13 protein-coding genes are annotated in these 22,111 nt (G+C 68.8%); 10 read left to right on the forward strand and 3 right to left on the reverse strand.

From position 1 onward, the window contains the following. Nucleotides 1-107 precede the first annotated feature (107 nt). Nucleotides 108-497, reverse strand: coding sequence for a response regulator (locus AC1RJ5_RS03820; protein ID WP_269575031.1), 390 nt, complete (start codon nucleotides 495-497; stop codon nucleotides 108-110). 334 nt (nucleotides 498-831) lie between these two features. Here AC1RJ5_RS03820 and AC1RJ5_RS03825 point away from each other — a divergent pair, with 334 nt between their 5' ends. From AC1RJ5_RS03825 to AC1RJ5_RS03835, 3 genes are all read left to right on the forward strand, one after another. After that, complete coding sequence (locus AC1RJ5_RS03825; protein ID WP_342250189.1) at nucleotides 832-1,656, forward strand: chromate resistance protein ChrB domain-containing protein; 825 nt, start codon at nucleotides 832-834, stop codon at nucleotides 1,654-1,656. Beyond that, nucleotides 1,653-3,053, forward strand: a complete 1,401-nt coding sequence (gene chrA / locus AC1RJ5_RS03830; protein ID WP_493111807.1) for a chromate efflux transporter — start codon at nucleotides 1,653-1,655, stop codon at nucleotides 3,051-3,053. Before AC1RJ5_RS03825 ends, chrA begins: the two co-directional genes overlap by 4 nt. A gap of 199 nt (nucleotides 3,054-3,252) precedes the next feature. Then, the gene (locus AC1RJ5_RS03835) at nucleotides 3,253-13,269 is read left to right on the forward strand and encodes an autotransporter-associated beta strand repeat-containing protein (RefSeq protein ID WP_493111809.1); all 10,017 of its coding nucleotides are present in this window, start codon (nucleotides 3,253-3,255) and stop codon (nucleotides 13,267-13,269) included. Between the two features lie 52 nt (nucleotides 13,270-13,321). On the opposite strand, the gene AC1RJ5_RS03840 is transcribed toward AC1RJ5_RS03835, so the two are convergent. Next, nucleotides 13,322-14,104 (reverse strand): DUF7847 domain-containing protein, encoded by a 783-nt coding sequence (locus AC1RJ5_RS03840; RefSeq protein WP_269575027.1) that lies wholly within the window; start codon nucleotides 14,102-14,104, stop codon nucleotides 13,322-13,324. A gap of 129 nt (nucleotides 14,105-14,233) precedes the next feature. Here AC1RJ5_RS03840 and AC1RJ5_RS03845 point away from each other — a divergent pair, with 129 nt between their 5' ends. From AC1RJ5_RS03845 to AC1RJ5_RS03870, 6 genes are read left to right on the forward strand one after another with little or no spacing between them, the layout of a single operon-like run. Then, complete coding sequence (locus tag AC1RJ5_RS03845; RefSeq protein WP_493111811.1) at nucleotides 14,234-14,851, forward strand: DUF4129 domain-containing protein; 618 nt, start codon at nucleotides 14,234-14,236, stop codon at nucleotides 14,849-14,851. Next, complete coding sequence (locus AC1RJ5_RS03850; protein WP_493111813.1) at nucleotides 14,848-15,993, forward strand: hypothetical protein; 1,146 nt, start codon at nucleotides 14,848-14,850, stop codon at nucleotides 15,991-15,993. Before AC1RJ5_RS03845 ends, AC1RJ5_RS03850 begins: the two co-directional genes overlap by 4 nt. Further along, complete coding sequence (locus tag AC1RJ5_RS03855; protein WP_269575024.1) at nucleotides 15,983-16,939, forward strand: AAA family ATPase; 957 nt, start codon at nucleotides 15,983-15,985, stop codon at nucleotides 16,937-16,939. The genes AC1RJ5_RS03850 and AC1RJ5_RS03855 overlap by 11 nt, the downstream gene beginning before the upstream one ends. Next, complete coding sequence (locus AC1RJ5_RS03860) at nucleotides 16,936-18,228, forward strand: DUF58 domain-containing protein (RefSeq protein ID WP_493111815.1); 1,293 nt, start codon at nucleotides 16,936-16,938, stop codon at nucleotides 18,226-18,228. Before AC1RJ5_RS03855 ends, AC1RJ5_RS03860 begins: the two co-directional genes overlap by 4 nt. After that, on the forward strand, nucleotides 18,225-19,238 hold the full coding sequence (locus tag AC1RJ5_RS03865) for a stage II sporulation protein M (protein WP_184167022.1): 1,014 nt from the start codon (nucleotides 18,225-18,227) through the stop codon (nucleotides 19,236-19,238). The genes AC1RJ5_RS03860 and AC1RJ5_RS03865 overlap by 4 nt, the downstream gene beginning before the upstream one ends. After that, entirely contained in the window at nucleotides 19,231-20,115 is an 885-nt protein-coding gene (locus AC1RJ5_RS03870; RefSeq protein WP_184167025.1) for an RDD family protein, read from the forward strand. The genes AC1RJ5_RS03865 and AC1RJ5_RS03870 overlap by 8 nt, the downstream gene beginning before the upstream one ends. Nucleotides 20,116-20,244: 129 nt before the next feature. Here AC1RJ5_RS03870 and AC1RJ5_RS03875 read toward each other — a convergent pair whose 3' ends face one another. After that, nucleotides 20,245-20,664 carry a VOC family protein gene (locus AC1RJ5_RS03875; RefSeq protein WP_269575022.1) on the reverse strand — a complete coding sequence of 140 codons (420 nt, stop codon included), beginning with the start codon at nucleotides 20,662-20,664 and terminating at the stop codon, nucleotides 20,245-20,247. Between the two features lie 67 nt (nucleotides 20,665-20,731). On the opposite strand from AC1RJ5_RS03875, the gene AC1RJ5_RS03880 reads away from it, so the two are divergent. Continuing rightward, entirely contained in the window at nucleotides 20,732-22,060 is a 1,329-nt protein-coding gene (locus tag AC1RJ5_RS03880) for an NCS2 family permease (RefSeq protein ID WP_269575021.1), read from the forward strand. The last annotated feature ends 51 nt before the right edge of the window (nucleotides 22,061-22,111 follow it).

Consider the following 22,111-nt stretch of genomic DNA (forward strand, 5'->3'; position numbering starts at 1 on the left):
GTTCAGCGGGTCGGATGTCGATAGCACGAAAGAAATTGGTCGGAAATGGTTTGGAAACTATACGGACACATCAAATCCCGCGCCCGATGCCGCGAAATGGGACGCAGTTAGACTATCGGCTCGACGACTCGGGCTAGTTCCTCGAGCAGTACGTCATCGCGAAACGGCTTGGGCAGCACTTCGACGAAACCGGCGGAGATCGCTTCGCTTCGCAGGCTTTCGGAAAAATGCGCGGTGATCAGCACCGCAACGCCGTCCCAACCCCTCTCCTGGAGCGTGCGGAGGGATTCGATACCGTCACAGTAGGGCATTGAATAATCGACCACGAGATGTGTTGCCTCGACCGATACGGGATCGGCGAGCGCGGCGGCGGCGCTGGCGAAGGCGATGACCTGATATCCCGCGCCCTGGAGCATGAGCTGCAGCCCCCGGCGCACCGAGGCATCATCCTCGATCAGGAGCAGCGGCGGCATGTTCTTCTTCCGCGACGACGTCATTACAACCTGCGCCTAGCTAGCGGGTTCGACACTGCAACGGGCTTCGCGCGATTCCCGCGCCCGGTTACCATATCAGCCTTCGGGGAGGTGGCGAACAGGGCAATGCACCAAACCGGTCCCGATACGCCACACGAGCCTAAGGCGAGCACCGAACATATGGCGATTGGTAGTCTTACTTACACGTGCCCCTCCGCCTCGATCCGTCCCGCCCAACCCTCGCGCCGCCGCTTGACAGCGCCAGCCCGCTGGGCTCTTTTCGAGCCATGGGGAACGCGATCTCCCCACGAGGCGTCAGCCGAAGCATCGCGTCCTGTTCCGCAATGAAGGACGCCCCATGCCCACGCCCAACAGCATAGCCGCTGACAAGCTGTCACGCCTGATCGGCACCGCCGCCGCCCCAATGCTCCTCGACCTGCGCGAGGATCGCGGCACCACGCTGATACCCGCCTCCCTTCCCGTCCCCGCCGGCGCGATCGGAGAATGGACCGCCCGCCTGACCGGCCGCGCCGCAATCATCATCGACGAGGACGGCACGCGCACCGCGCCCGGCCTGGCCGCCTGGCTGCGCAGCGACGGGATCGATGCCGAGATTCTGGAAGGCGGTTTCGCCGCCTGGCAGGCCGCCACCCTGCCCCTGCTCGCGACCGAGCGGCTCCCGGGGCGCGACGCCCAGGGCCGGACGCTCTGGGTCACCCGCGCGCGGCCCAAGGTCGACCGCATCGCCTGCCCCTGGCTGATCCGGCGCTTCGTCGACCCCGCCGCACGCTTCCTGTTCGTCGCCCCCGGCGACGTGATCGAGACCGCCCGGCGCTTCGACGCCGCCGCCTTCGACGTGGCGCATGACGAGGTGTTCTGGAGCCATCGCGGCGAGCGCTGCACCTTCGACCTGATGGTCGAGACCTTCGGCCTCACGGCCTTCCCCGCACTCGAACATCTGGCGACGATCGTGCGCGGCGCCGACACCGCCCGGCCCGACATCGTGCCCGAGGCAGCCGGCCTGCTCGCCCTCTCGCTCGGCCTCTCCCGCGTCCATGCCGACGACCTGGAGCAGCTCGAGGCCGGCATGCCGATCTACGACGCGCTCTACCGCTGGTGCCGCGACGCGCGATCGGAAACGCACGACTGGACCTCGCACAAGCCGCGCGCGGTGCAGGCATGAGCGCGGCGGCTCTCGACGGGGCCGCAGCCCCGGCCCGACCTGCTCCCGTCACGCTTGGCCAGGCCTTCTGGGTGTGGCTGCGGATCGCAGCGCTCTCCTTTGGCGGACCGGCCGGGCAGATCGCGGTGATGCACCGCATCCTGGTCGAGGAGAAACGCTGGATCGGCGAGCAGCGATTCCTGCACGCGCTCAACTATTGCATGCTGCTGCCCGGCCCCGAGGCGCAGCAGCTCGCCACCTATATCGGCTGGCTGCTCCACAAGACGAAGGGCGGCGTGATCGCCGGCACGCTTTTCGTGCTGCCGGGCATGGTCTCGATCATGGCGCTGAGCTGGATCTATGTCCTGTACGGCAAGCTCGGCTTCGTCGCGGCGCTGTTCTTCGGATTGAAGGCCGCAGTGCTGGCGGTGGTGCTCCAGGCGGTCGTCCGGATCGGCGGACGGGCGCTGCGCAGCGGCGCGTCACGGGCGCTGGCGGGCGCCGCCTTCGTCCTGATCTTCTTCCTGGGCGTGCCCTTCCCACTCATCATCCTCGCCGCCGGCCTGATCGGCTGGTGGACCGGGCGCAGCGGTTCGAATGCGTTCAAGGGCGGCGGGCATGGCGGGCCGAAAGGAGGTGCCGTGGTCGCGGATGCCGATACCCTGCTGGGCGAGGAACTGCCGGCACACGCCCATGCCTCGTGGCGCGAGACGTTGCGGACGGTGGTGACCTGCCTGCTGCTATGGCTGGTGCCGGTCGCCGCGCTGGTGCTGCTGCTCGGGCCGACCAACACCTTCTCCAGCATCGCGATCTTCTTCTCGAAGATGGCGGTGGCAACGTTCGGCGGCGCCTATGCGGTGCTCGCCTATGTCGCGCAGCAGGCAGTGGAGGAATATCACTGGCTCACCCCGGGCGAGATGCTCGACGGGCTCGGCATGGCCGAGACCACGCCGGGGCCGCTGATCATGGTGCTGCAGTTCGTCGGCTTCCTCGGCGCCTATCGCACACCGGGCGTGCTCTCTCCGCTGCTCGCCGGCACGCTGGGCGGGCTGCTCGCGACCTGGGTGACCTTCCTGCCCTGCTTCCTGTGGATCTTCCTGGGGGCGCCCTATATCGAGCGGCTGCGCGGCAACGCGGCCGTATCGGGCGCGCTTTCGGCGATCACGGCGGCGGTGGTGGGCGTGGTGCTCAACCTTGCCATCTGGTTCGCGATCCACACGCTGTTCCGCCAGACGCTGCCGGTCGAGCTTGGGCCGATCCGCTTCGCCGCACCCGTGGCCGCGAGCATCGATCTGTGGGCGCTGGTGCTGGCCGGTGCGGCGATCGTGGGGGTGTTCGTGCTGCGGGCCGGCGTCATCGTGACGCTGGCGGCGACATCGGCGGCGGGCATCGCGCTGCACCTGCTCGGGCTGCTCTGACTTCTGCCCGGAAAATCAAGGACGTCGCGAAAACCCGCACCGCAAACGTGACGCCAAGCCGTCCAAGATGTGCGCGTGGTTCCAATAACTTGAGCGCCGTGCCGGCCATGGGTGCGGCACGGCGCCCTCGACTCACCCCCATATGGCGTATTGACTCCTGTTCGCCGTGGGTAATGGCTCCCTGAAAGGGGGAATTTTCATGGCCAGCAGCATCGAGTCGTCCGGGATCCTGAGCATCGCGGGGCGGAAATCGCGCAAGGGCGTCCGTCCGGGACGCTATCGCAGCGCGACGGCGCTGGCCGGCGGCCTGGCCGCGACCATCCTCCTCGCGGTGCCCGCGATGGCGCAGGATACGCGCGGCGGCGGCGGCGGCCAGGGCAACAGCGCGCCTGGACCAATCGGTGGCACCAGCAGCAGCACCGGCGCGGGCGGTGCCGGCGCGGGCACCAGCGAAAGCTATGAGGGCGCCGCCGGCGGCGGTGCCGGCGTGACCGGCGGAAATGGCGGCAACGCTTCGGATGGCGGCCTGGGTGGCGCAGGCGGCGCCACCGCCGGCGCAGCGGGCGGCGACGGCGTGGGTGGCGGCATCGGAAGCCGCGCGAGCGGCGGCGGCGGCGGCGCGCATGGCGCCTATCTTTCCGGCGCACCAGGCTCGGCAGTGAGCGGCGGCAAGGGCGGCGCGGGCGGCACCTCGAGCGATGGCGACGGCGGCGGCGGCGGTGCGGGCGGCTATGGCGCGGTGGCGACCGGTACCGGCACGATATTCTTCAACTATGCGATCACCGGCGGCAATGGCGGCGATGGCGGCGGCGGCTATTTCTATGGCGGCAGCGGCGGTGATGGCGGCTATGGCCTGGTGTTCACCGGCACCGGCGCCACCGCCTCGATCAGTGGCGCGATCACTGGCGGCAATGGCGGCGTGCGCGGTGGCTTCTCGGCCGCCGGCTGCTGCGCGGTCGGCCAGAACGGTGCGGGCGGAATCGGCCTGGTCGGCAGCGATGTGGCCATTGTCCTTCATGCCACGATCAGTGGCGGCCTCAATGGCAACGGCGTTACGCGCGCGCTTGCGATGCGACTGGGCGGGGTCAACCAGATCGCGCTCGCCAGCGGCTGGGGCCTGGTCGGCGGCATCGAGATCGCCGGGACCAGCCTGGAATTCGTGCAGGGCAACAACCAGACGCTGTCCAACGACATTTCCGGTGTCGGCAAGCTGATCAAGAGCAGCATCGGCAACCTGACGCTGAGCGGCAACAACAGCTATGCCGGCGGCACCGAAATCCGCGGCGGCACGCTGACGATGGGCAATGGCGGCACCACCGGCGTGCTCGGCAGCGGGCTGGTCAGCATTTCCAGCGGCGCCGAGCTGGCCTTCAACCGCTCCGACAACATCACCGTCGCCCACCAGATCACCGGCGACGGCCAGTTGCGCAAGCTCGGCACGAACACGCTGACGCTCGGCAACAGCGGGAACAATTATACGGGCGGGACGATCGTCGACGCCGGCACGCTGGCGCTCAACAACGCCACGGCGGCCGGCACGGGCACGATCTGGCTCCGCGACGGCACCACGCTTCGCAATCTGGTGACGAGCGGCACGCCCTATTACGCCAATGCGATCCGGATCGACGCCGGCGAGAGCGCGACCATCAACGGCAACACAAGCGCCGGCGCCGCTTTCAACGGCGCGGTCACCGGCGGCGGCGACCTGACGATCTCCGGCCTGGTCGCGCTGCTCAACACCAACAGCTACGGCGCGACCACGATCGACAGCAACTCGCAGCTGCGGGTGGGGGTCACGACTTCGGGAACGCTGGGCAGCGGCAACGTCACCAATAACGGCCTGCTGGTATTCGGACGGTCGGACACGGTGACCGTCTCGAACGAAATCAGCGGTTCCGGAGACGTGCGGAAGACGAATGGCGGCACGGCGATCCTGACCGGCGACAACAGCTATCTGGGCACCACCACCATCACCAGCGGCACCCTCCAGGTCGGCGATGGCGGCACCACCGGCTCGCTTGGATCCGGCAATGTCTCCAATTCCGGCAACCTGGTCTTCAACCGGGCCGATGACATCACCGTCGGCAACGCTATCGGCGGCACCGGCACCCTGACCAAGCTGGGCGCCGGCATGCTGACCCTGAGCGGCAACAGCAACTATCTCGGCAACACCACGATCAGCGCGGGCACGCTGCTGCTTGGCAGCGCCAATGCCTTTGGCAACGGCAGCATCCTGCTCGACGGCGGCACGCTCGATGTCGGCGATATCGCCTTCAACCTCGCCCGCCTGGGCAGCGGCAACGGCACGATCGCCGCTTCCGGCACCGGCAGCCTGAATGTCGGCGCCGGCCAGACGGTAACGTTCGGCAGCACGGGCAATTCGATCGACTCCGATGTCATGCTGACGATCGACCCGAGCGGCACGCTGACGCTGCTCGGCAACAACGCACTGACCGGCGGCATCACCCTGGCCGGCCGGCTGGTGATCGGCGAGAGCGGCGCGGCCGGCGGCACGAGCAATACGATCTTCACCGCCGGATCGGTGATCAGCTATGCCGACGGCGTCGACAATGGCACGGCGATCGGGCTCGGCTCCGACACCACCCAGTTCGAAGTACTCGGCGCCGATGTCGCCACCCAGAGCGGCGCGATCTACGAGGACCTGCAGAGTCGCGGCTTCGAGAAGATCGGCGCGGGCACGCTGATCCTGACCGCAGCCAACAGCTATACCGGCACGACCCTGGTCTCCGCCGGCACGCTGGGCCTGGGCGACGACTTCGCGGCGGGCACCGGCTCGATCGAGCTGGCCAGCGGGACCACCCTGCTCAACGCCGGCAGCTGTGGCTGCGGGCTGGCCCTGGCCAATGCCATAAACGTCATCACCACGGCGACGATCGACAGCGGCGGCGGCCAGACCTATCTCGACGGCCCGCTGACCGGCGGCGGTATCCGCTTCGCCGACAGCAGCGGCGGCGGCACCATCACCCTGACCGCGGACAACAGCTATGGCGACACCGTGGTGGGCACGCTGGCGACGCTGGTCGTCGGCGATGGCGGCACCACCGGCACGCTCGGCACCGGCAGCATCACGGTCGAGGACCTGGCGATGCTGGCGTTCGACCGATCGGACACGGTCACGCTGGCGGCGGAGGTTTCGGGCGACGGCCTGATCGGCCAGTTCGGCAGCGGCACGCTGATCCTGACCGGCAACAACAGCAATGCCGGCGGCACGGTGATCCTCAATCCCGACGGCATCCTGCAGGTGGGCGATGGCGGCACCAGCGGCGCGCTGGGCGCCGGCACGGTCTTCAACATGGGCCAGCTGGTGTTCAACCGCTCCGACGACATCACCGTCGCGCAGGAGATCGCCGGCGACGGGCGGATCACCAAGCTGGGCGCGAACACGCTGACGCTGAGCGGCGACAATCTCAACGGCAGCTACGGGCCGTTCGCGGGCACCGTCTCGGTCCAGGGCGGCACGCTGGCGATCACCCAGTTCGCGCTGGGCGCCAGCGAGCTGCTCGAGATCGACAATGGCGCGCAGGTGAAGCTGCTCGAGGACAGCTATGCCGGCAGCATGGCGATCCTCTCGGGCGGTGGCACGATCGATACCGGCGCCTATACGCTCGAGGCGTTCGGCGGGGTGGATTTCCAGGGCGAGCTGACCAAGACCGGCTCGGGCACGCTGCTGCTCGTCGACTTCCCGGAGGAAGGCACCGGCAGCGGCGGGATCAACGTCATCGCCGGTACGCTCGGGCTGGGCAGCGACTTCGCGGCGGGCACCGGCACGATCAAGCTGGCCGACGGCACGACGCTGCTGAGCTGCGGCTGCGGGCTGCTGACGGTGGGCAATGCGATCCAGGTCGCGCCTGGCGGCACCGCGACGATCAGCGGCGACGGCGGCGACATCGACCTGACCGGCGCGATCAGCGGCGGCGATGTCAGCTTCAGCGCGGGCAGCAGCCCGGGCGCCGCGAGCACCTTCACGCTGACCAACGCGAACAGCTATGGCGCCACCCGGATCGGCGCCAATGTCGAGCTGGTGCTGGCGGGCGGCACGCTGGGCACCGGCGACCTCGTCTTCGACGCGGCGCCTTCGGATCCGGGCTCGCCGGCTAGGGTCCGCTTCGAGAACAGCAGCGACTATGGCTTCGGCGGCAGGATCGTCGGCAGCGGGATCGTCGACATCGATCCGGACGCGGCGGCGAAGGTGACGCTGACCGGCTCGAACAGCGCGGCGGAGAACTTCACCGGGACGCTGAACCTGCTCCAAGGCACGCTGGTGCTGAACGGCGCTATCGGCGACATGGTCGGCAACGGCGCCACGCTCAGCATCGCCGGCGGCGCGCTGGGGGGCAGCGGCAGCTTCCATGGCAGCGTGGACATCGACAATGCCGCGCTCAACCCTGGCAACAGCCCGGGCACGCTGGCGATCGCCGGCAATCTGACGCTGGGCGCGGGCACGATCCTCAACTTCGAGCTCGGCGCGCCGGGCACGGTGGGCGGAGCGAGCAACGACCTCGTCACCGTCGGCGGCAACCTGCGGCTCGACGGCACGCTCAACGTCGCCGCCTGGGGCGCGGGCTATGGGCCGGGCTATTACCGGCTGTTCAACTATGGCGGCAACCTGGACGACCAGGGGCTGGACATCGGCACGATCGCCGGCGGGCTCGCCCCGCAGATCCTGACCAATATCGGCGGCCAGGTGAACATCCGCCTGGGCGGGTCGCAGGCCATCCAGTACTGGGACGGCGCCGACATGGGCTCGACCACCGGCGTGGCGGGCGGCACGGGCAACTGGAAGGGCGCGAACACCAACTGGACCGGCCCGACCGGCTTCGCGATCAACGACGCCTGGCAGGGCCAGGTCGGCGTGTTCGGCGGCGCCGCGGGCGGCACGGTCACCGTCTTCGGCAACGCGGATTTCGAGGAACTGCGCTTCGTCACCGACGGCTATGTGCTGCGCCCCTCCGACGCCAGCGCAAGGCTGGGCGTGACCGGCGGCTTCTCGATCATCGACGTCGCGAGCGGGATCACCGCCGATATCGGCGTGGTGATCCAGGGCAATGCGGGCCTCGACAAGACCGGCACCGGCACGCTGATCCTCTCGGCGGCCAACAGCTATGAAGGCGCGACCGATGTCGCGGCGGGCACGCTGCGGCTGGGCGCCAACAACGCGATCGCCCAGCAATCCGCGCTCAACGTCCAGTCGGGCGCGACGCTCGACCTGGCCGGCTTCGACACCAAGTCCGGATCGATCGCCGGCGCGGGCGCGATCCTGCTCGGCGGCGGCCAGCTCGAGACGGGCTACGACAACAGCTCGACCATCTTCAGCGGCACGATGACGGGCGCCGACGGCAGCGAATCCACCCTCATCAAGAATGGCATCGGCACGCTGACCGTGAGCGGCACCGTGGCGCTGGGCAACGGCGGAGGCGCTCTGAAGTCCTTCACCCAGATCAATGCCGGCACGCTCCAGATCACCGGCACCGGCAATTTCGGCGTTGACCAGGTCCAGAACCTCGCGACGGTCGAGAACAGCGGCATGATCAATGCCCATGCTACCCTGCAGAACTTCGGCACGGTGACCAATGGCGCCGTCGGAACGATCAACGGTACCACCCAGAATTTCGGCACTATCGACAATTACGGCACGATGGGTCCGCTGATCTCGCTGGGCGGCACGGCCACCAACTACGCCACCGGCACCATCAACGGCGCGGTCCAGAACTTCGCCAGCTTCACCAGCGCCGGCATCATCAACGGCGACCTCAGCAACTTCGGGACGATGCAGCTCGAAGGCCAGCTGAACGGAGCGCTGCTCAATCTGGGCACCGGCGCCAGCGCAACGCTGACCGCGGCGGTTACCGGCATCACCCGTTACGAGGGCGGGACCGGCGCCACCTTCGACCTCGCCGGCATCGATACCCAGGTCGGCGGCCTTGCCGGCACCGGCGAGATCGACCTCGGCAGCGGCCGCCTGACGGTGGACGGCGGCAACGGCAACTGGAGCTTCGAAGGCGCGATCAACGGCAGCGGCGGTCTGACCAAGACCGGCACCGGCACGCTGACGCTGGGCGGCGCAAGCAACTATGGCGGCACGACGTCGATCAGCGGCGGCACGCTCTCGCTGTCGGGCACGATCGGCAGCGGCGCGATTTCGAACAATGCCACGCTGGACCTCAGCGGTGCGACCGACCGCGTCTTCGCCAACAGCATTACCGGCACCGGCAAGCTGACCAAGAACGACAGTGGCGTGGTGACGCTGACGGGCGCCAGCGCCTATGGCGGCGGTACCCAGGTTCTCGGCGGCACGATCGGCTTCAACAACGGCCAGTCGCTCGGCGGCGGCGGCGTCGAATTGTCCGACGGCACCGCGCTGCGCAACGTCCAGGCGGGCGCCGTGACGCTGGCGAATAGCATCGCCATCGTCTCCGGGACCGCGACGCTTGAGGGTGTGGGCGGATCGAGCACGGTACTGGGCGGGCCAATCACCGGCGGCAGTGTCAGCTTCGGGGTATCGGGCGCGGGCAGCGCCAGCTTCACGCTGACCGGCGCCAACAGCCATGCCGGCACCCAGATCGGCGCCGGCGCCACGGTGAACCTGGCGAGCGGGACGCTCGGCACCGGCAACCTCGTCCTGGCCGACAGCAGCGCGACGATCAACTTCACCAACGGCGCGAACTACAGCTATGCCGGCGTGATCTCGGGCAACGGGCATATCGGCGTCAACACCGCCGGCGGCGCCTCGGTAACTCTCTCCGGCTCGAACGCGGCGGGCAGCGACTTCACCGGCACGGTCTCCGTGGATGCCGGCAAACTGGTGCTCAATGGCGATTTCGGCGACGTGACGGGCAACACTGCCAGCCTGACGCTGAACGGCGGCACGCTGGGCGGCGGCGGCACCTTCCATGGCGACGTGACCCTGGGGGCCGCCTCGCTGAATCCCGGCAACAGCCCGGGCACGCTCAGCATCGCCGGCAACCTGACCCTCGGCGCCGGCACCATCCTCAACTTCGAGCTGGGCGAAGCCGGCACCGTGGGCGGCGCCAATAACGACCTGGTCAATGTCGGCGGCAACCTGACGCTCGACGGCACGCTCAACGTCGCGGCGCTGACCGGGTTCGGCGAAGGCTATTACCGACTGTTCAACTATGGCGGCACGCTGACCGACAACGGCCTGCTCTTCGGCGCGCTGCCGGGCGGCTATAGCAGCACGCTGCTCACCAATATCGGCGGCCAGGTAAACATCCTGTTCGCCAGCAGCCCGCAGGCGATCCAATATTGGGATGGCAGCGACCTGACCGGCAGCTCCGCCGCGAGCGGAGGCAATGGCGGCGCGGGCGTGTGGAGCAGCACCAGCACCAACTGGACCGCGCCGACCGGCTATGGCGTCAACGACAGCTGGCACGGCCAGGTCGCGGTATTCGGCGGCACGGCCGGCGGCGCCGTCACTGTCCAGGGCAGCCAGGTCTTCCAGGAACTGCGCTTCACCACCGGCGGCTATACGATCAGCGGCGCGACGGCAGCCGCAGGGCTGGCGACGACCGGTGGCTTCTCGGTGATCGACGTCGCAACCGGGATCGGCGCCACGATCAACGCCACCATCTCCGGTACGGGCGGTCTGACCAAGACAGGCACCGGCACACTCAGCCTGGGCGGCGCAAACAGCTATGCCGGCGTCACCACCGTCTCCGCCGGCACCCTTATGCTGACCGCGGGCGGTTCGCTGGCCGGGGCGGTCCAGAACAATGCGACGTTCAACAACGCCGGCACCGTTGCGGGGGCCGTCACCAATACGGGCACACTGACCAACACCGGCACGTTATCGGGCGCGGTCCAGAACAACACGACGTTCAGCAATAGCGGCACGGTCGCCGGGCTCGTCACCAACGCCGGCACCCTGACCAGCACCGGCACACTCGCCGGTGGGCTGCTCAACAACGGCACCGCGACGCTGACGGGCACGATCGGCGCCGGCATCGTCAACAACGGCACGATCAGCCTGAGCGGCGCGACCTCGATCGCGGCGCTGCAGCAGGCCGCCGCGGGCAGCTTCAACCTGGCCGGCTTTGGCACATCGGTCGGCACGCTGACCGGTTCGGGCGCGATCACCCTGGGCAGCGGCACGCTCAGCATCGGCGCGGGCAACGGCAACTCGTCCTTCGCCGGCACGATCGCGGGCGCGGGCAGCCTGACCAAGACCGGCACCGGCACGCTCGTCCTCACCGGCGCCGCGACGCAGACGGGCGGCACGACGATCTCGGGCGGCACGCTGCAGATCGGCAATGGCGGCACCACCGGCTCGCTTGCCGGCGCGATCACCAACAACGGCGTGCTCGCGATCAGCCGCAGCGACGCGGTGACGCTGGCCAATGTGATGTCGGGCACCGGCGGCTTCGTCCAGGCGGGCAGCGGCACCACCACCCTTACCGGGGCCAACAGCTATAGCGGCGGCACGCTCGTCTCGGCCGGCCGGCTGCGCGGCGACGTCGCCTCGCTCCAGGGCGCGATCCGGATCGACGGCGCGCTCGAGTTCGCCCAGACCGGTGCCGGCACCTATGCCGGCAGCCTGTCCGGCGCGGGGCTGTTCGAGAAGACCGGCACGGGCACGCTGACGCTTACCGGCAACAGCGCGACCTTTAGCGGCGCGAGCAATGTGCTGGCCGGCACGCTGGCGGTGAACGGACTGCTCACCCGCTCGCTCGTCACCGTCTCAAGCGGCGCCACGCTGGTTGGCACCGGCACGGTCGGCGGCATCACGGTGCAGAGCGGCGGCACGCTGGCGCCGGGCAACGGGGTCGGCACGCTCAACGTCGCGGGCAATGTGCTGTTCCAGGCCGGCTCGCTCTTCGCGGCCGAAGTCCAGGCGAGCGGTGCCGACAAGGTGCAGGCGACGGGCACCGCCCAGCTCGGCGGCACGCTGCAGGTGCTCAACCTGGGCGGCAGCTATGCGATCAACAGCACCTATGTGCTGCTCCATGCCGATGCCGGCGTCAGCGGCACCTTCGCGGTGACCAACCTCGCCAGCTTCGGCCTCGCCTATCGGCCGAGGATTATCTACACCGCCAATGAGGTGCAGCTGTTCCTCGCCGCGAACCAGCTTTCCGCAGTGCTCGGCACCGGCGTTCCGCTGACCTATAACCATGCAAGCGCGATCAGCCGGCTCGATGCCGCGGTCGTCACCGGCGGCTATGATCCGACGGCGCTCAGCGCGCTGTACAGCCTCTCCCCCGCGGCGATCCCCGCCGTGCTCGACCAGCTTTCCGGCGAGATCTACGCCGATGCGACGCGCGCCGCGCTCGAGGACGAGCGGGTAGTGCGTGAGGCGGTGCTGGGACGGCTCGGCGAAGCCGCCGATACCGGGCTCACCGGCACCGGCAGCTGGGGCCAGGTGATCGGCAGCTGGGGTGGCGTCGACAGCGACGGCAATGCCGCCGGCTATGACGTCGATCGCACCGGCATGATGATGGGCATCGACAATGGCGCGGAGACCGACACCGGATCGTGGCGCGCCGGCGTGATGGGCCATTATACCCGCATCACCCTGCCCGCGAATGCGCGCGGCAGCCGGGCGACGATCGATCGCACCGGCGGCGGCGTCTATGCCGGTGTTGCGGTGAACAACTGGCGGATCCGCGCCGGCGCCTCGCTGTCGCTGCTCGACATGAAGGCGCGGCGCGCGATCGCGGTGCCCGGCCTGACCACCAGCGAGCGCGGCAAGGCCCGCGGCGTAATGCTGCAGAGCTTCGCCGAGATCAGCTACCGCATCGATGCTGGCGGGAATGCGTTCGTCGAGCCCTATCTGGCGGGCAGCGCGACGCGGGTGACCTTCGGCCAGTTCGCCGAGAGCAGCGGCCCGGTGGCGCTGCTGGTCCATGATCAGAAGAGCGTGCTTGGCATCGGTGAACTGGGCCTGCGCGGCGAGACGGCGCTGGCGGGCGGCGGCAAGGGCAGCGTCCGGCTGGGCGGCAATATCGGCCTGCGCACCGCCTTCGGCGACCGTGCGCCCGATCCGGCGATCGCGCTGGCGGCTACGCCCAACCTGGCGTTCAACATCCGCTCGGCGGAGATCGATCGCTTCTCGGCGGTGGCGAACCTGAACCTGATCGTCGATGTCAGCGACAAGCTCAGCCTGCGGCTCGGCTATAGCGGCGTGCAGGGAGCGGGCGTGCACGAGCATGGCGGCCGCGCCACGCTGAGCCTCAGCTTCTGAGGCTTGCCGGTTGGCGCCGGCGCGGGACGGTCCCGCGCCGGCGCCGAACGGGTCAGGCGAAGATCGCCTCGAGATCGGAAGGCGCGATGCCTTCCTTGAGCTGGCGCAGCTCGACATAGATGCTGGCCTGCACCGCCACCATCAGCATGCTGTAGAGCGCATTCACCGCACCCCCGACCAGGGCGACCAGGAAGAGGTTGCCCGTCGCGGTCATCGCGGCGTTGAGGAAGCTCACCGGGATGCTGAGCACCCAGATCAGGACGAGGACGATCAGCATCGTCAGGAAGATCCGCCAGCGCGAACCGCTGGTCAGCGCGGCGCTGCGGCTGAATGCCTCGAAGACGCCGATCTTCTCCTGGACATAGGCCGGGGTGACGACGCTCCAGACCAGCCAGAGGATGATGCCGGGCACGATCAGCAGCGCGAAGCCGACGATCAGGCCGATGCCCATGAGAATGCCGATGCCGATCATCGGCAGGATCAGGCTGATACCGACCGCCAGGCACGGGCCGAACTGCGGGGTTTCCCCCGACAGGCTCATCACCGTCGCGCGGGTGAGCGAGGCCTGGAGAATCGCATTGGCCACGACGCCGACCAGCATGGCGACCAGGATCGGCGTCCAATAGGCGGACGTGAAGAAATAGGAGCCGTCGACCAGATTGGCGTTCAGGCCGATATTGGTCGCCTGCCAGAAGCCCAGCAGGAATTGCGGAATGCCGGCCAGCACGAGCGCGAGCCCGCAGAACAGCACGATATTCGATCCGATCGTCTCGAACGCGCGCGATATGACCGCGCCGATCTCGAAACGCGCTTCACCAAATTCAGAGTCAGCCATGTTCCCCTCTTTCATCGAAGTGCTTCGACGCCGGAGAAAAGCTGACCAAAAACGGTTCTAAAGTCCAGTGTCGGCGGGCTTTCCTGCGACACAGGCTTCCGGTAGCACTACGAGCGTGGGGGATTCGGCGTGAGCGTACAGGGACCGGCTGCACAGTCCGTCGCCAGGGCGCATGAGGCGCTGCGGGCGCGATCCGATATCCAGTTCGAGATGGCGACGGCCAAGCCGCCCGAGATTCCGCCCTGGATGCGCTGGCTGGGGCGGCAGCTGGCCGAGGTTTCGCCCTATCTGGGCTGGATCCTGCTGGGCGTGCTGCTGCTCCTCCTCGCGATCTTCCTGTTCATGCTGTTCACCACCTTCGTGCGCGGCCGCGCCTCGCGCGATGCCCAGGCCGAGACAGCGCAGGACGCCGCGAGCTGGCGCCCGACCGAGACCGCGGCCCGCGCGCTGCTGGCCGAGGCCGAGGCGCTGGCCGGGCGCGGCAACTATGCGGAAGCGGTCCATCTGCTGCTTCAGCGCAGCCTGGAGGATATCCAGCGGCACCGCCCGCGGCTGCTGCGCCCCGCCCTCACCAGCCGCGAGATCGCCGGATCGGACTGGATGCCCGAGATCGTTCGCCGGGCCTTTGCCGCGATGGCGGCGCCGGTCGAGCGCAGCCTGTTCGGCGGCCTCAGCCTGATACGCAGCGACTGGGAAGAGGCGCGCGCCGCCTATGGCGAGTTCGCGCTGCCAAAGGCCTGGAAATGAGCGCCGACACCACCGCCTCGCCCTTCACGATGCGCACCGTGCTGGTGCTGGTCGCGCTGGGCGTGGTCGGCTTCCTGTCGTTCCTGCTGATGACCGCCTATGGCGAGGACCTGCAGCCGAGCCAGCGCCCGGGCAACCACGCGCTCGCCACTTCGGCGATCGGCTTCTTCGGCGCGGCGGAGCTGGTGCGGCAGGTGCACGGATCGGCGCGCATGGTGCGGCGCGACGGCGATCTCGATACCTCCGACACGCTGGTGATCACGCTGGAGCCGACCACCGATCCGGAAACGGTCGAGAAGCTGATCAAGCGCCGCGCGAGCCAGCCGACGATCCTGGTCCTGCCGAAATGGCTGACCATGCCGCGGCGCGACAAGCCCGCCTGGGTGACGTCCTTCGGCACGATCCCGACCGGGACGGTCTCGCAACAGATCGCGAAGGTCACGAGCGCCAGCATCTCGGAAACCCCGAACGGCCTGCGCACCCTGAGCGGCGCAGGGCTGGAACCGGTGCTCGAGGACAGCGGCGGCAAGGCACTGGTCGTCACCATGAAGGATCAGCCGACGCTGATCGTCGCGGATCCCGACCTGCTCGACAATCAGGGTCTGAAGACCCTGGCCGGGGCGGCACGCGCGATGGAAGTGCTCGACTGGTTCGATGACGGCCAGCGCGGCATCGCCTTCGACCTCACCCTGCACGGCTTCTCCAGCAATCCGAACCTGCTCAAGCTCGCCTTCGAGGCGCCGTTCCTGCCGCTGACCCTGTGCCTGCTGGTCGCCGCGCTGCTCGCCGGCTGGCACGCGCTGCTGCGCTTCGGCCCGGCCTTGCCAGAGCTGCGCGGCGTCGCCTTCGGCAAGCGGGCGATCGCCGAGAACGGCGCGGCGCTGCTCCGCCTCGCGGGCCGCCGCCACCGCACCGGCGACCGCTATGCCGCGCTGATCCGTGACAGCGCCGCCGGCGCCACCGGCGCGCCGCCCAACCTGCCGCCCGAAGCGCTCGACCGCTATCTCGATCGGCTCGACAAGGACGGCGAGCCCTTCACCGCCATGGCCGAACGGGCGAGCCATGCCCAGGACACGCGCGCGCTGCTCGATGCCGCCCACGCCCTCTATCAATGGAAAAGGACCGTCACGCGTGAACATTGAGGAAGTGAAGGCGCTGGGCGATGCGATCCGCGCCGAAGTGGGCAAGGCCGTGGTCGGGCTCGACGAGGCGGTGGAGCTGATGCTCGTCGCGCTGTTCGCCTCGGGCCATATCCTGCTCGAAGGCCCGCCGGGCACCGCCAAGACCTTCCTCGCCCAGTGCTTCGCCCGCGCGGCGGGGCTCGACTATGGCCGCATCCAGTTCACGCCGGACCTGCTGCCTGGCGACATCCTGGGCTCGAACCTGTTCAACTTCCAGACCAGCCAGTTCACGCTGACCCGCGGCCCGATCTTCACCGAGCTGCTGCTCGCCGACGAGATCAACCGCACCCCGCCCAAGACGCAGGCGGCGCTGCTCGAGGCGATGCAGGAGCGCACCGTCACGATCGACGGGATCGACCACAAGCTCTCCGACCGGTTCATGGTGGTCGCGACGCAAAACCCGATCGAGAGCCAGGGCGTCTATCCGCTGCCCGAGGCACAGCTCGATCGCTTCCTGTTCAAGTTCGAGGTCGGCTATCCCGACCTGGAGCAGGAGCGCAGGATCGTCGCCCAGCAAGGTGCACGTTTCGGCATGCCCAAGCCCGACGAATGGGGCGTGAGCCGGGTCGCCGATCACGCCACGATCAGCGCCGCAGCGGATGCGGTGGCCGGTGCCCGGCTTGCCGATGAAGTGGTCGACTATGTCGTCCGCCTCGTCCGCGCGACCCGCGCGACCGGCGACCTGCAGATCGGCGCCAGCCCACGCGCCGCCGCCACCCTGGCAGCCGCCGCCCGCGCCCATGCCGCGCTCGACGGGCGCGATTTCGTGCTGCCCGACGATGTGAAGAAGCTCGCCCCGGCGGCGCTGCGCCACCGCGTGATCCTCTCCCCCGCCGCCGAGATCGACGGGCGCACCGCCGATGCGATCATCGCCGGCCTGATCGAGCAGGTCGAGGCACCGCGTTGATCCGACCCAGCATCCGCTGCGTGCTGCTGATGGCCGCGGGGGCGCCGCTAGCGCTGCTCGTCGGCGTGTTCGCGCCGCAGTTCTGGTTTGCCGGGCTGGCCTGGGTGCCGATGATCCTCGCCTTCGCCGCGATCGACGCGGCGCTGGCACCGCGCGCACCGTTGCTGAGGACGAGCTGCCCGGGGTCGATCGAGATCGGCGCGCCGCTGATCGTCGAAATCACCGTGGCGGACCGGCCGATCGACGGGCTGGAGCTCGCCGTGGCGACCGGCCCGAAGCTCGCACCGCGCGCCGAAGGTCGCATCCGCCTGGGCAAGCGCGAGAACCACGCCGCGATCGCCTTCCTCCCCGTGCGCCGCGGCACCGACAAGGTCGAGGCGCTGTGGAGCCGCTGGACCGGCCCGTTCGGCATGATCTGGCGCCAGCGCGTCGAAAAGCTCGACCGGACGGTGGTGATAACGCCCGATATCCGCCCGGTGCGCAACTCGGCGCACCTGCTGCTCCGCGATGCCCAGATGGGCGAGATGGCCCGCGTCGATCGCGGCGAAGGCAGCGAGTTCGAGGCGCTGGCCGAGTGGAAATCCGGCATGGAGCGTCGGACGATCGACTGGAACCACAGCGCCCGCCACCTCAAGCTGCTGGCGCGCGAGAACCGGATCGAGCGCAACAACCAGGTCGTCTTCGCGATCGATACCGGCCGAGTGATGTGCGAGCCGATCGACGGCCTGCCCCGCGTCGACCGCGCGATCACCGCCGCGTTGCTCGGCGCCTATGCCGCGCTCAAGCTCGGCGACCGGGTGGCGCTGTTCGGCTTCGACTCCCAACCCCGCGTCGCCTCGGGCGCAGTCTCAGGCACCCGCGCCTTCCCGCTGATGCAGCGCCTCGCCGGGCAGCTCGACTACAGCAGTGTCGAGACCAACTACACGCTCGCCCTTGCCACCCTGGCGGGCGACCTTACCCGGCGTTCGCTGGTGGTGATCTTCACCGAATTCACCGATCCCACCGGCGCCGAGCTGATGATCCGCGCCGCCACCAACCTGCTGCGCGGCCATCTCGTGCTGTTCGTGATCCTCGCCGATGACGAGTTGGAAGACCTGGCCGGTACCGAGCCGGTGGCGATTGACGATGTCTCGCGCGCGGTGATCGCCGCCTCGATGCTGCGCGAACGCCGGATCGTCGCCGCGCGGCTGCGCCATGCCGGCATACATGTGCTGGAGGCGAAGCACGACCAGGTCGGCGCTGCGCTGGTCCGCCAGTATCTCGATTTCAAGCGGAGGAACCTGCTGTGAGCAGCGCCGCATCGAGGCAGTTCGCCAGCGCGCGCTTCCGCGAGGAGCGCACGGTCGACTGGCTGGAGCTGGAGCAGCGCATCCTGGAGATCGAGCGCGGCCGCGCCCGTACCTTGTCGGACGAGGACCTGCTCGAGCTGCCGGTGCTGTATCGCGCCGCCCTCTCCTCGCTTTCGGTCGCGCGCGAGACTTCGCTCGACGCCGATCTGGTCGCCTATCTGGAGGCGCTGTGCGCCCGCGCCTATTTCGTCCTCTACGGCGTCCAGCCACCACTCCGCCGGCGCATCGCCGCCTTCTTCCTCTCGGGCTGGCCGCTGGCGATGCGGTCGATCGCGCGCGAAACGCTGATCGCGGTGCTGATGATGGCCCTGGGCGCGGTCGCCGCCTATTGCCTCGTCGCCAGCGATCCGAGCTGGTACCATTCGATCGTGCCCGAGGGGCTTGCCGGCGGCCGCGGCCCGCAATCGAGCGCGGCCGAGCTGCGCCAGGGCCTGTATGACGGCGGCGGCTCCGGCCTGCTCGGCGCCTTCGCCACCTATCTCTTCACGCACAACGCCCAGATCTCGCTGATGTGCTTCGCGCTCGGCTTCGCGTTCGGCGTGCCGACATTGCTGCTGCTCGTCTATAACGGCTGCATTCTCGGGGCATTCATGGCGGTGTTCGCGTCAAAGGGCCTTGCCCTGCCCCTCTCCGCCTGGCTGGCGATCCATGGCACCACCGAACTGTTCGCCATCGCCATCGCCGGTGCCGCCGGCATCCGCATCGGCATGGCCCTCGCCTTTCCCGGCAAGCTTTCGCGCACCGCCGCCACTGCCAAGGCCGGCCGCACCGCCGCCTTCGCCATGATCGGCGTGGTGCTGATGCTCGCCGTCGCCGGCGTGCTCGAAGGCGTCGGGCGCCAGGTCATCACTTCGGACGTGATCCGCGTCGCGATCGGCGGCACGGCATTGCTCGGCTGGCTCGCCTATTTCTACCTGATCCCCGTACGCGGCGAGGCGCTGGATGGCTGAGGTTCGCACGGCGTCCGGCAAGGGGCACGACCAGGACAGGAATCGCCGCACCTTCGTCACGCCCGAAGGGGTGGACCTGAAGCTCGACATCGCCACGGTGGGCGAGCGCATCGGCGCGTTCATGATGGACCTGGTGCTGATCGTGCTGACGCTGGTGCTGTTCACCATCGCGCTGCTGTTCATCCTTGCCGGCACCGGCGCCGTGCTTGCCCAGGCGCTGATCATGGTCTGGCTGCTCGGCTTCTTCGCGCTCCGGAACGGCTATTTCGCCGCGTTCGAGCTCGGCCCGCGCGCCGCTACCCCGGGCAAGCGGCTGATGAAGATGCGGGTGGTGTCGCGCGACGGCGCGCGGCTGCGCGGGCACCAGATCGTCGCCCGCAACGCGATGCGCGAGCTGGAGCTGTTCCTGCCGCTCTCCTTCCTCGGCTATCAGAGCGCGCAGGGCATGGCGAGCTTCGCCACCGGCCTGTTCGGGCTGCTCTGGACCGGCATCTTCGCCTTCTTCCCCTTCTTCAACCGCGACCGGCTGCGCGTGGGCGACCTGATCGCCGGCACCTGGGTGGTCCGCATGCCACGCCGGACGCTGAGCAACAGCGTCGCCGCGCGCGTCGTGTCCGAGGAGGCGCGCTACAGCTTCAGCGACGCCCAGCTCAGCGTCTATGGCGAGTTCGAGCTGCAGAAGCTGGAGGAAGTGCTGCGGCGGAACGACGAATATTCGATGATCGTCGTCGCCCGCACGATCCGCGAGCGGCTGGGCATGGAAGATGATGGCGGCGGCGACCACGCCTTCCTCGAGGCCTATTACACCGCGCTGTGCCAGCGGCTGGAACGCGGCATGCTGTTCGGCAAGCGCAAGAAGGACAAGTATCAGCGGTAGGTGGAGAGCGCCCTTACCTCCGTCATGCTGAACTTGTTTCAGCATCCAAACCTCCCCAACCGAAGCCGTCGCCAGTGGAGGGTTGGACCCTGAAACAAGTTCAGGGTGACGAGCATTTGGGTGACTACATCAAACCGCGAACAGCTGCCCCAGATCCCGGAACGCCTTGAACTCCAGCGCATTGCCGGCGGGATCGAAGAAGAACATCGTCGCCTGCTCGCCCGGCTTGCCGACGAAGCGGACATGCGGCTCGATCACGAACTCGGTCCCCGCCGCGCGCAGCCGCTCTGCCAGCGCCTCCCATTCCGCCCAGCCGAGCACCAGCCCGAAATGCGGCACCGGCACGGCATCGCCGTCCACCGCGTTCCGCGCCCTCACCCCGGCTCCTTCAGCCTTGTGGACGACGAGCTGGTGGCCGCGGAAATCGAAGTCGATCCAGTGGCCCGGATCCTCGCGCCCCTGCGGGCAGCCGAGCGTGCCGCCATAGAAGGCGCGCGCCGCCTCGATATCGTCGACGGGAATGGCAAGGTGGAAGAGCGGTGCGGTCATGTGCGCCAGCCTAGGCCGATGCGCGCGCCCGCGCTATGCTCGTCTCCGGGCTATTGGGGGACGGAAAATGGCGGAAAGCCGGATCGAGCGCCACTTCGCGCTGGCCGAGCGCGGCACCACGGTGCGCACCGAAGTGCTGGCGGGCGGCACAACCTTCCTGACCATGGCCTATATCATCGTGGTCAACCCCGCGATCCTCGGCGCGGCGGGCATGCCGGTGGCCGCGGTCGCCGCCGCGACCTGCCTTGCCGCCGGGCTTGCCAGCATCCTCATGGGCCTCACCGCCAATGTGCCGCTCGCACTGGCGCCCGGCATGGGGCTCAACGCCTATTTCGCCTTCACCGTGGTGCAGGGCATGGGCGTGCCCTGGCCGGTCGCGCTGGGTTGCGTGTTCCTGTCCGGCATTGCCTTTCTGCTGCTCACCTTTGCCGGCATCCGCCAACTCATCATCGCCGCGATCCCGCCCCAGCTGTTCGCGGCGGTCGCGGGCGGCATCGGCCTGTTCATCGGCCTGATCGGCCTGAAGAACGCCGGGATCATCGTCACCAGCCCGGCGACTTCGGTGACGCTGGGCGACCTCCATGCCCCCGGCGCGGCGCTCGCATTGTTCGGGCTGGTCCTCACCGCCGGGCTGGCGGCGTGGAAGATACGCGGCGCGATCCTGATCGGCATCGCCGCCACCACGCTGGCCGGATGGGCAACCGGCCAGGTTTCCTTTAAGCCCGAACCCTATGACCTAACCGCGATCGGCCAGGTCGCCTTCCATCTCGACCTTGCCGGCGTGTTCGGCCTGTCGGGCAGCCATGGCCTGGGGCTGTTCGAGATCCTGTTCGTCTTCCTCTTCGTCGATCTTTTCGACAATGTCGGCACGCTGGTCGGCGTCACCCGCCGTGCCGGGCTGATCGACGCGCAGGGCCGCATTCCGCGGCTCAACCGCATATTGTTCACCGATGCCGTGGCGAGTATCGCCGGCAGCCTCGCCGGCACCAGCACCGTCACTTCCTATGTCGAGAGCGCTGCCGGCGTGCAGGCGGGCGGACGCACGGGCCTCACCGCCGTGGTCACGGGCATCCTCTTCCTGCTCGCGATGTTCGTCGCCCCCTGGGCGCAGCTGGTGCCGCTGGCGGCGACCGCGCCTGCGCTGGTGCTGGTCGGCGGGCTGATGATGGCCCCGCTCGCGGACGTGGACTGGGACGATGCCGAAATCGCAATACCGGCCTTCCTCACCGTCGCGATGATCCCCTTCACCTTCTCGATCGCCAACGGGCTGGCCTTCGGGATCACAGCTTATGCGCTCATCCGCCTGATTAGAGGCAAGATTACTGCCGGAGACTGGCTGCTGCTGGTGCTTGCCGGGCTGTTCGTGATCCGCTTCGCCTGGCTGGCGGCCGGCTGACGCTACGTAGTGGAAACCGGTTTCCATGCAGCCGGCGCGGACCTATATCGG

This window comes from Sphingomonas sp. GW822-FHT03G08, assembly GCF_058801135.1.

Bases quoted from the DNA above. Each gene is read 5' to 3' on its own strand.
- AC1RJ5_RS03820 (WP_269575031.1), bottom strand. From the start codon at position 497: ATGACGTCGTCGCGGAAGAAGAACATGCCGCCGCTGCTCCTGATCGAG.
- AC1RJ5_RS03825 (WP_342250189.1), top strand. From the start codon at position 832: ATGCCCACGCCCAACAGCATAGCCGCTGACAAGCTGTCACGCCTGATC.
- chrA (WP_493111807.1), top strand. From the start codon at position 1,653: ATGAGCGCGGCGGCTCTCGACGGGGCCGCAGCCCCGGCCCGACCTGCT.
- AC1RJ5_RS03835 (WP_493111809.1), top strand. From the start codon at position 3,253: ATGGCCAGCAGCATCGAGTCGTCCGGGATCCTGAGCATCGCGGGGCGG.
- AC1RJ5_RS03840 (WP_269575027.1), bottom strand. From the start codon at position 14,104: ATGGCTGACTCTGAATTTGGTGAAGCGCGTTTCGAGATCGGCGCGGTC.
- AC1RJ5_RS03850 (WP_493111813.1), top strand. From the start codon at position 14,848: ATGAGCGCCGACACCACCGCCTCGCCCTTCACGATGCGCACCGTGCTG.
- AC1RJ5_RS03870 (WP_184167025.1), top strand. From the start codon at position 19,231: ATGGCTGAGGTTCGCACGGCGTCCGGCAAGGGGCACGACCAGGACAGG.
- AC1RJ5_RS03875 (WP_269575022.1), bottom strand. From the start codon at position 20,664: ATGACCGCACCGCTCTTCCACCTTGCCATTCCCGTCGACGATATCGAG.
- AC1RJ5_RS03880 (WP_269575021.1), top strand. From the start codon at position 20,732: ATGGCGGAAAGCCGGATCGAGCGCCACTTCGCGCTGGCCGAGCGCGGC.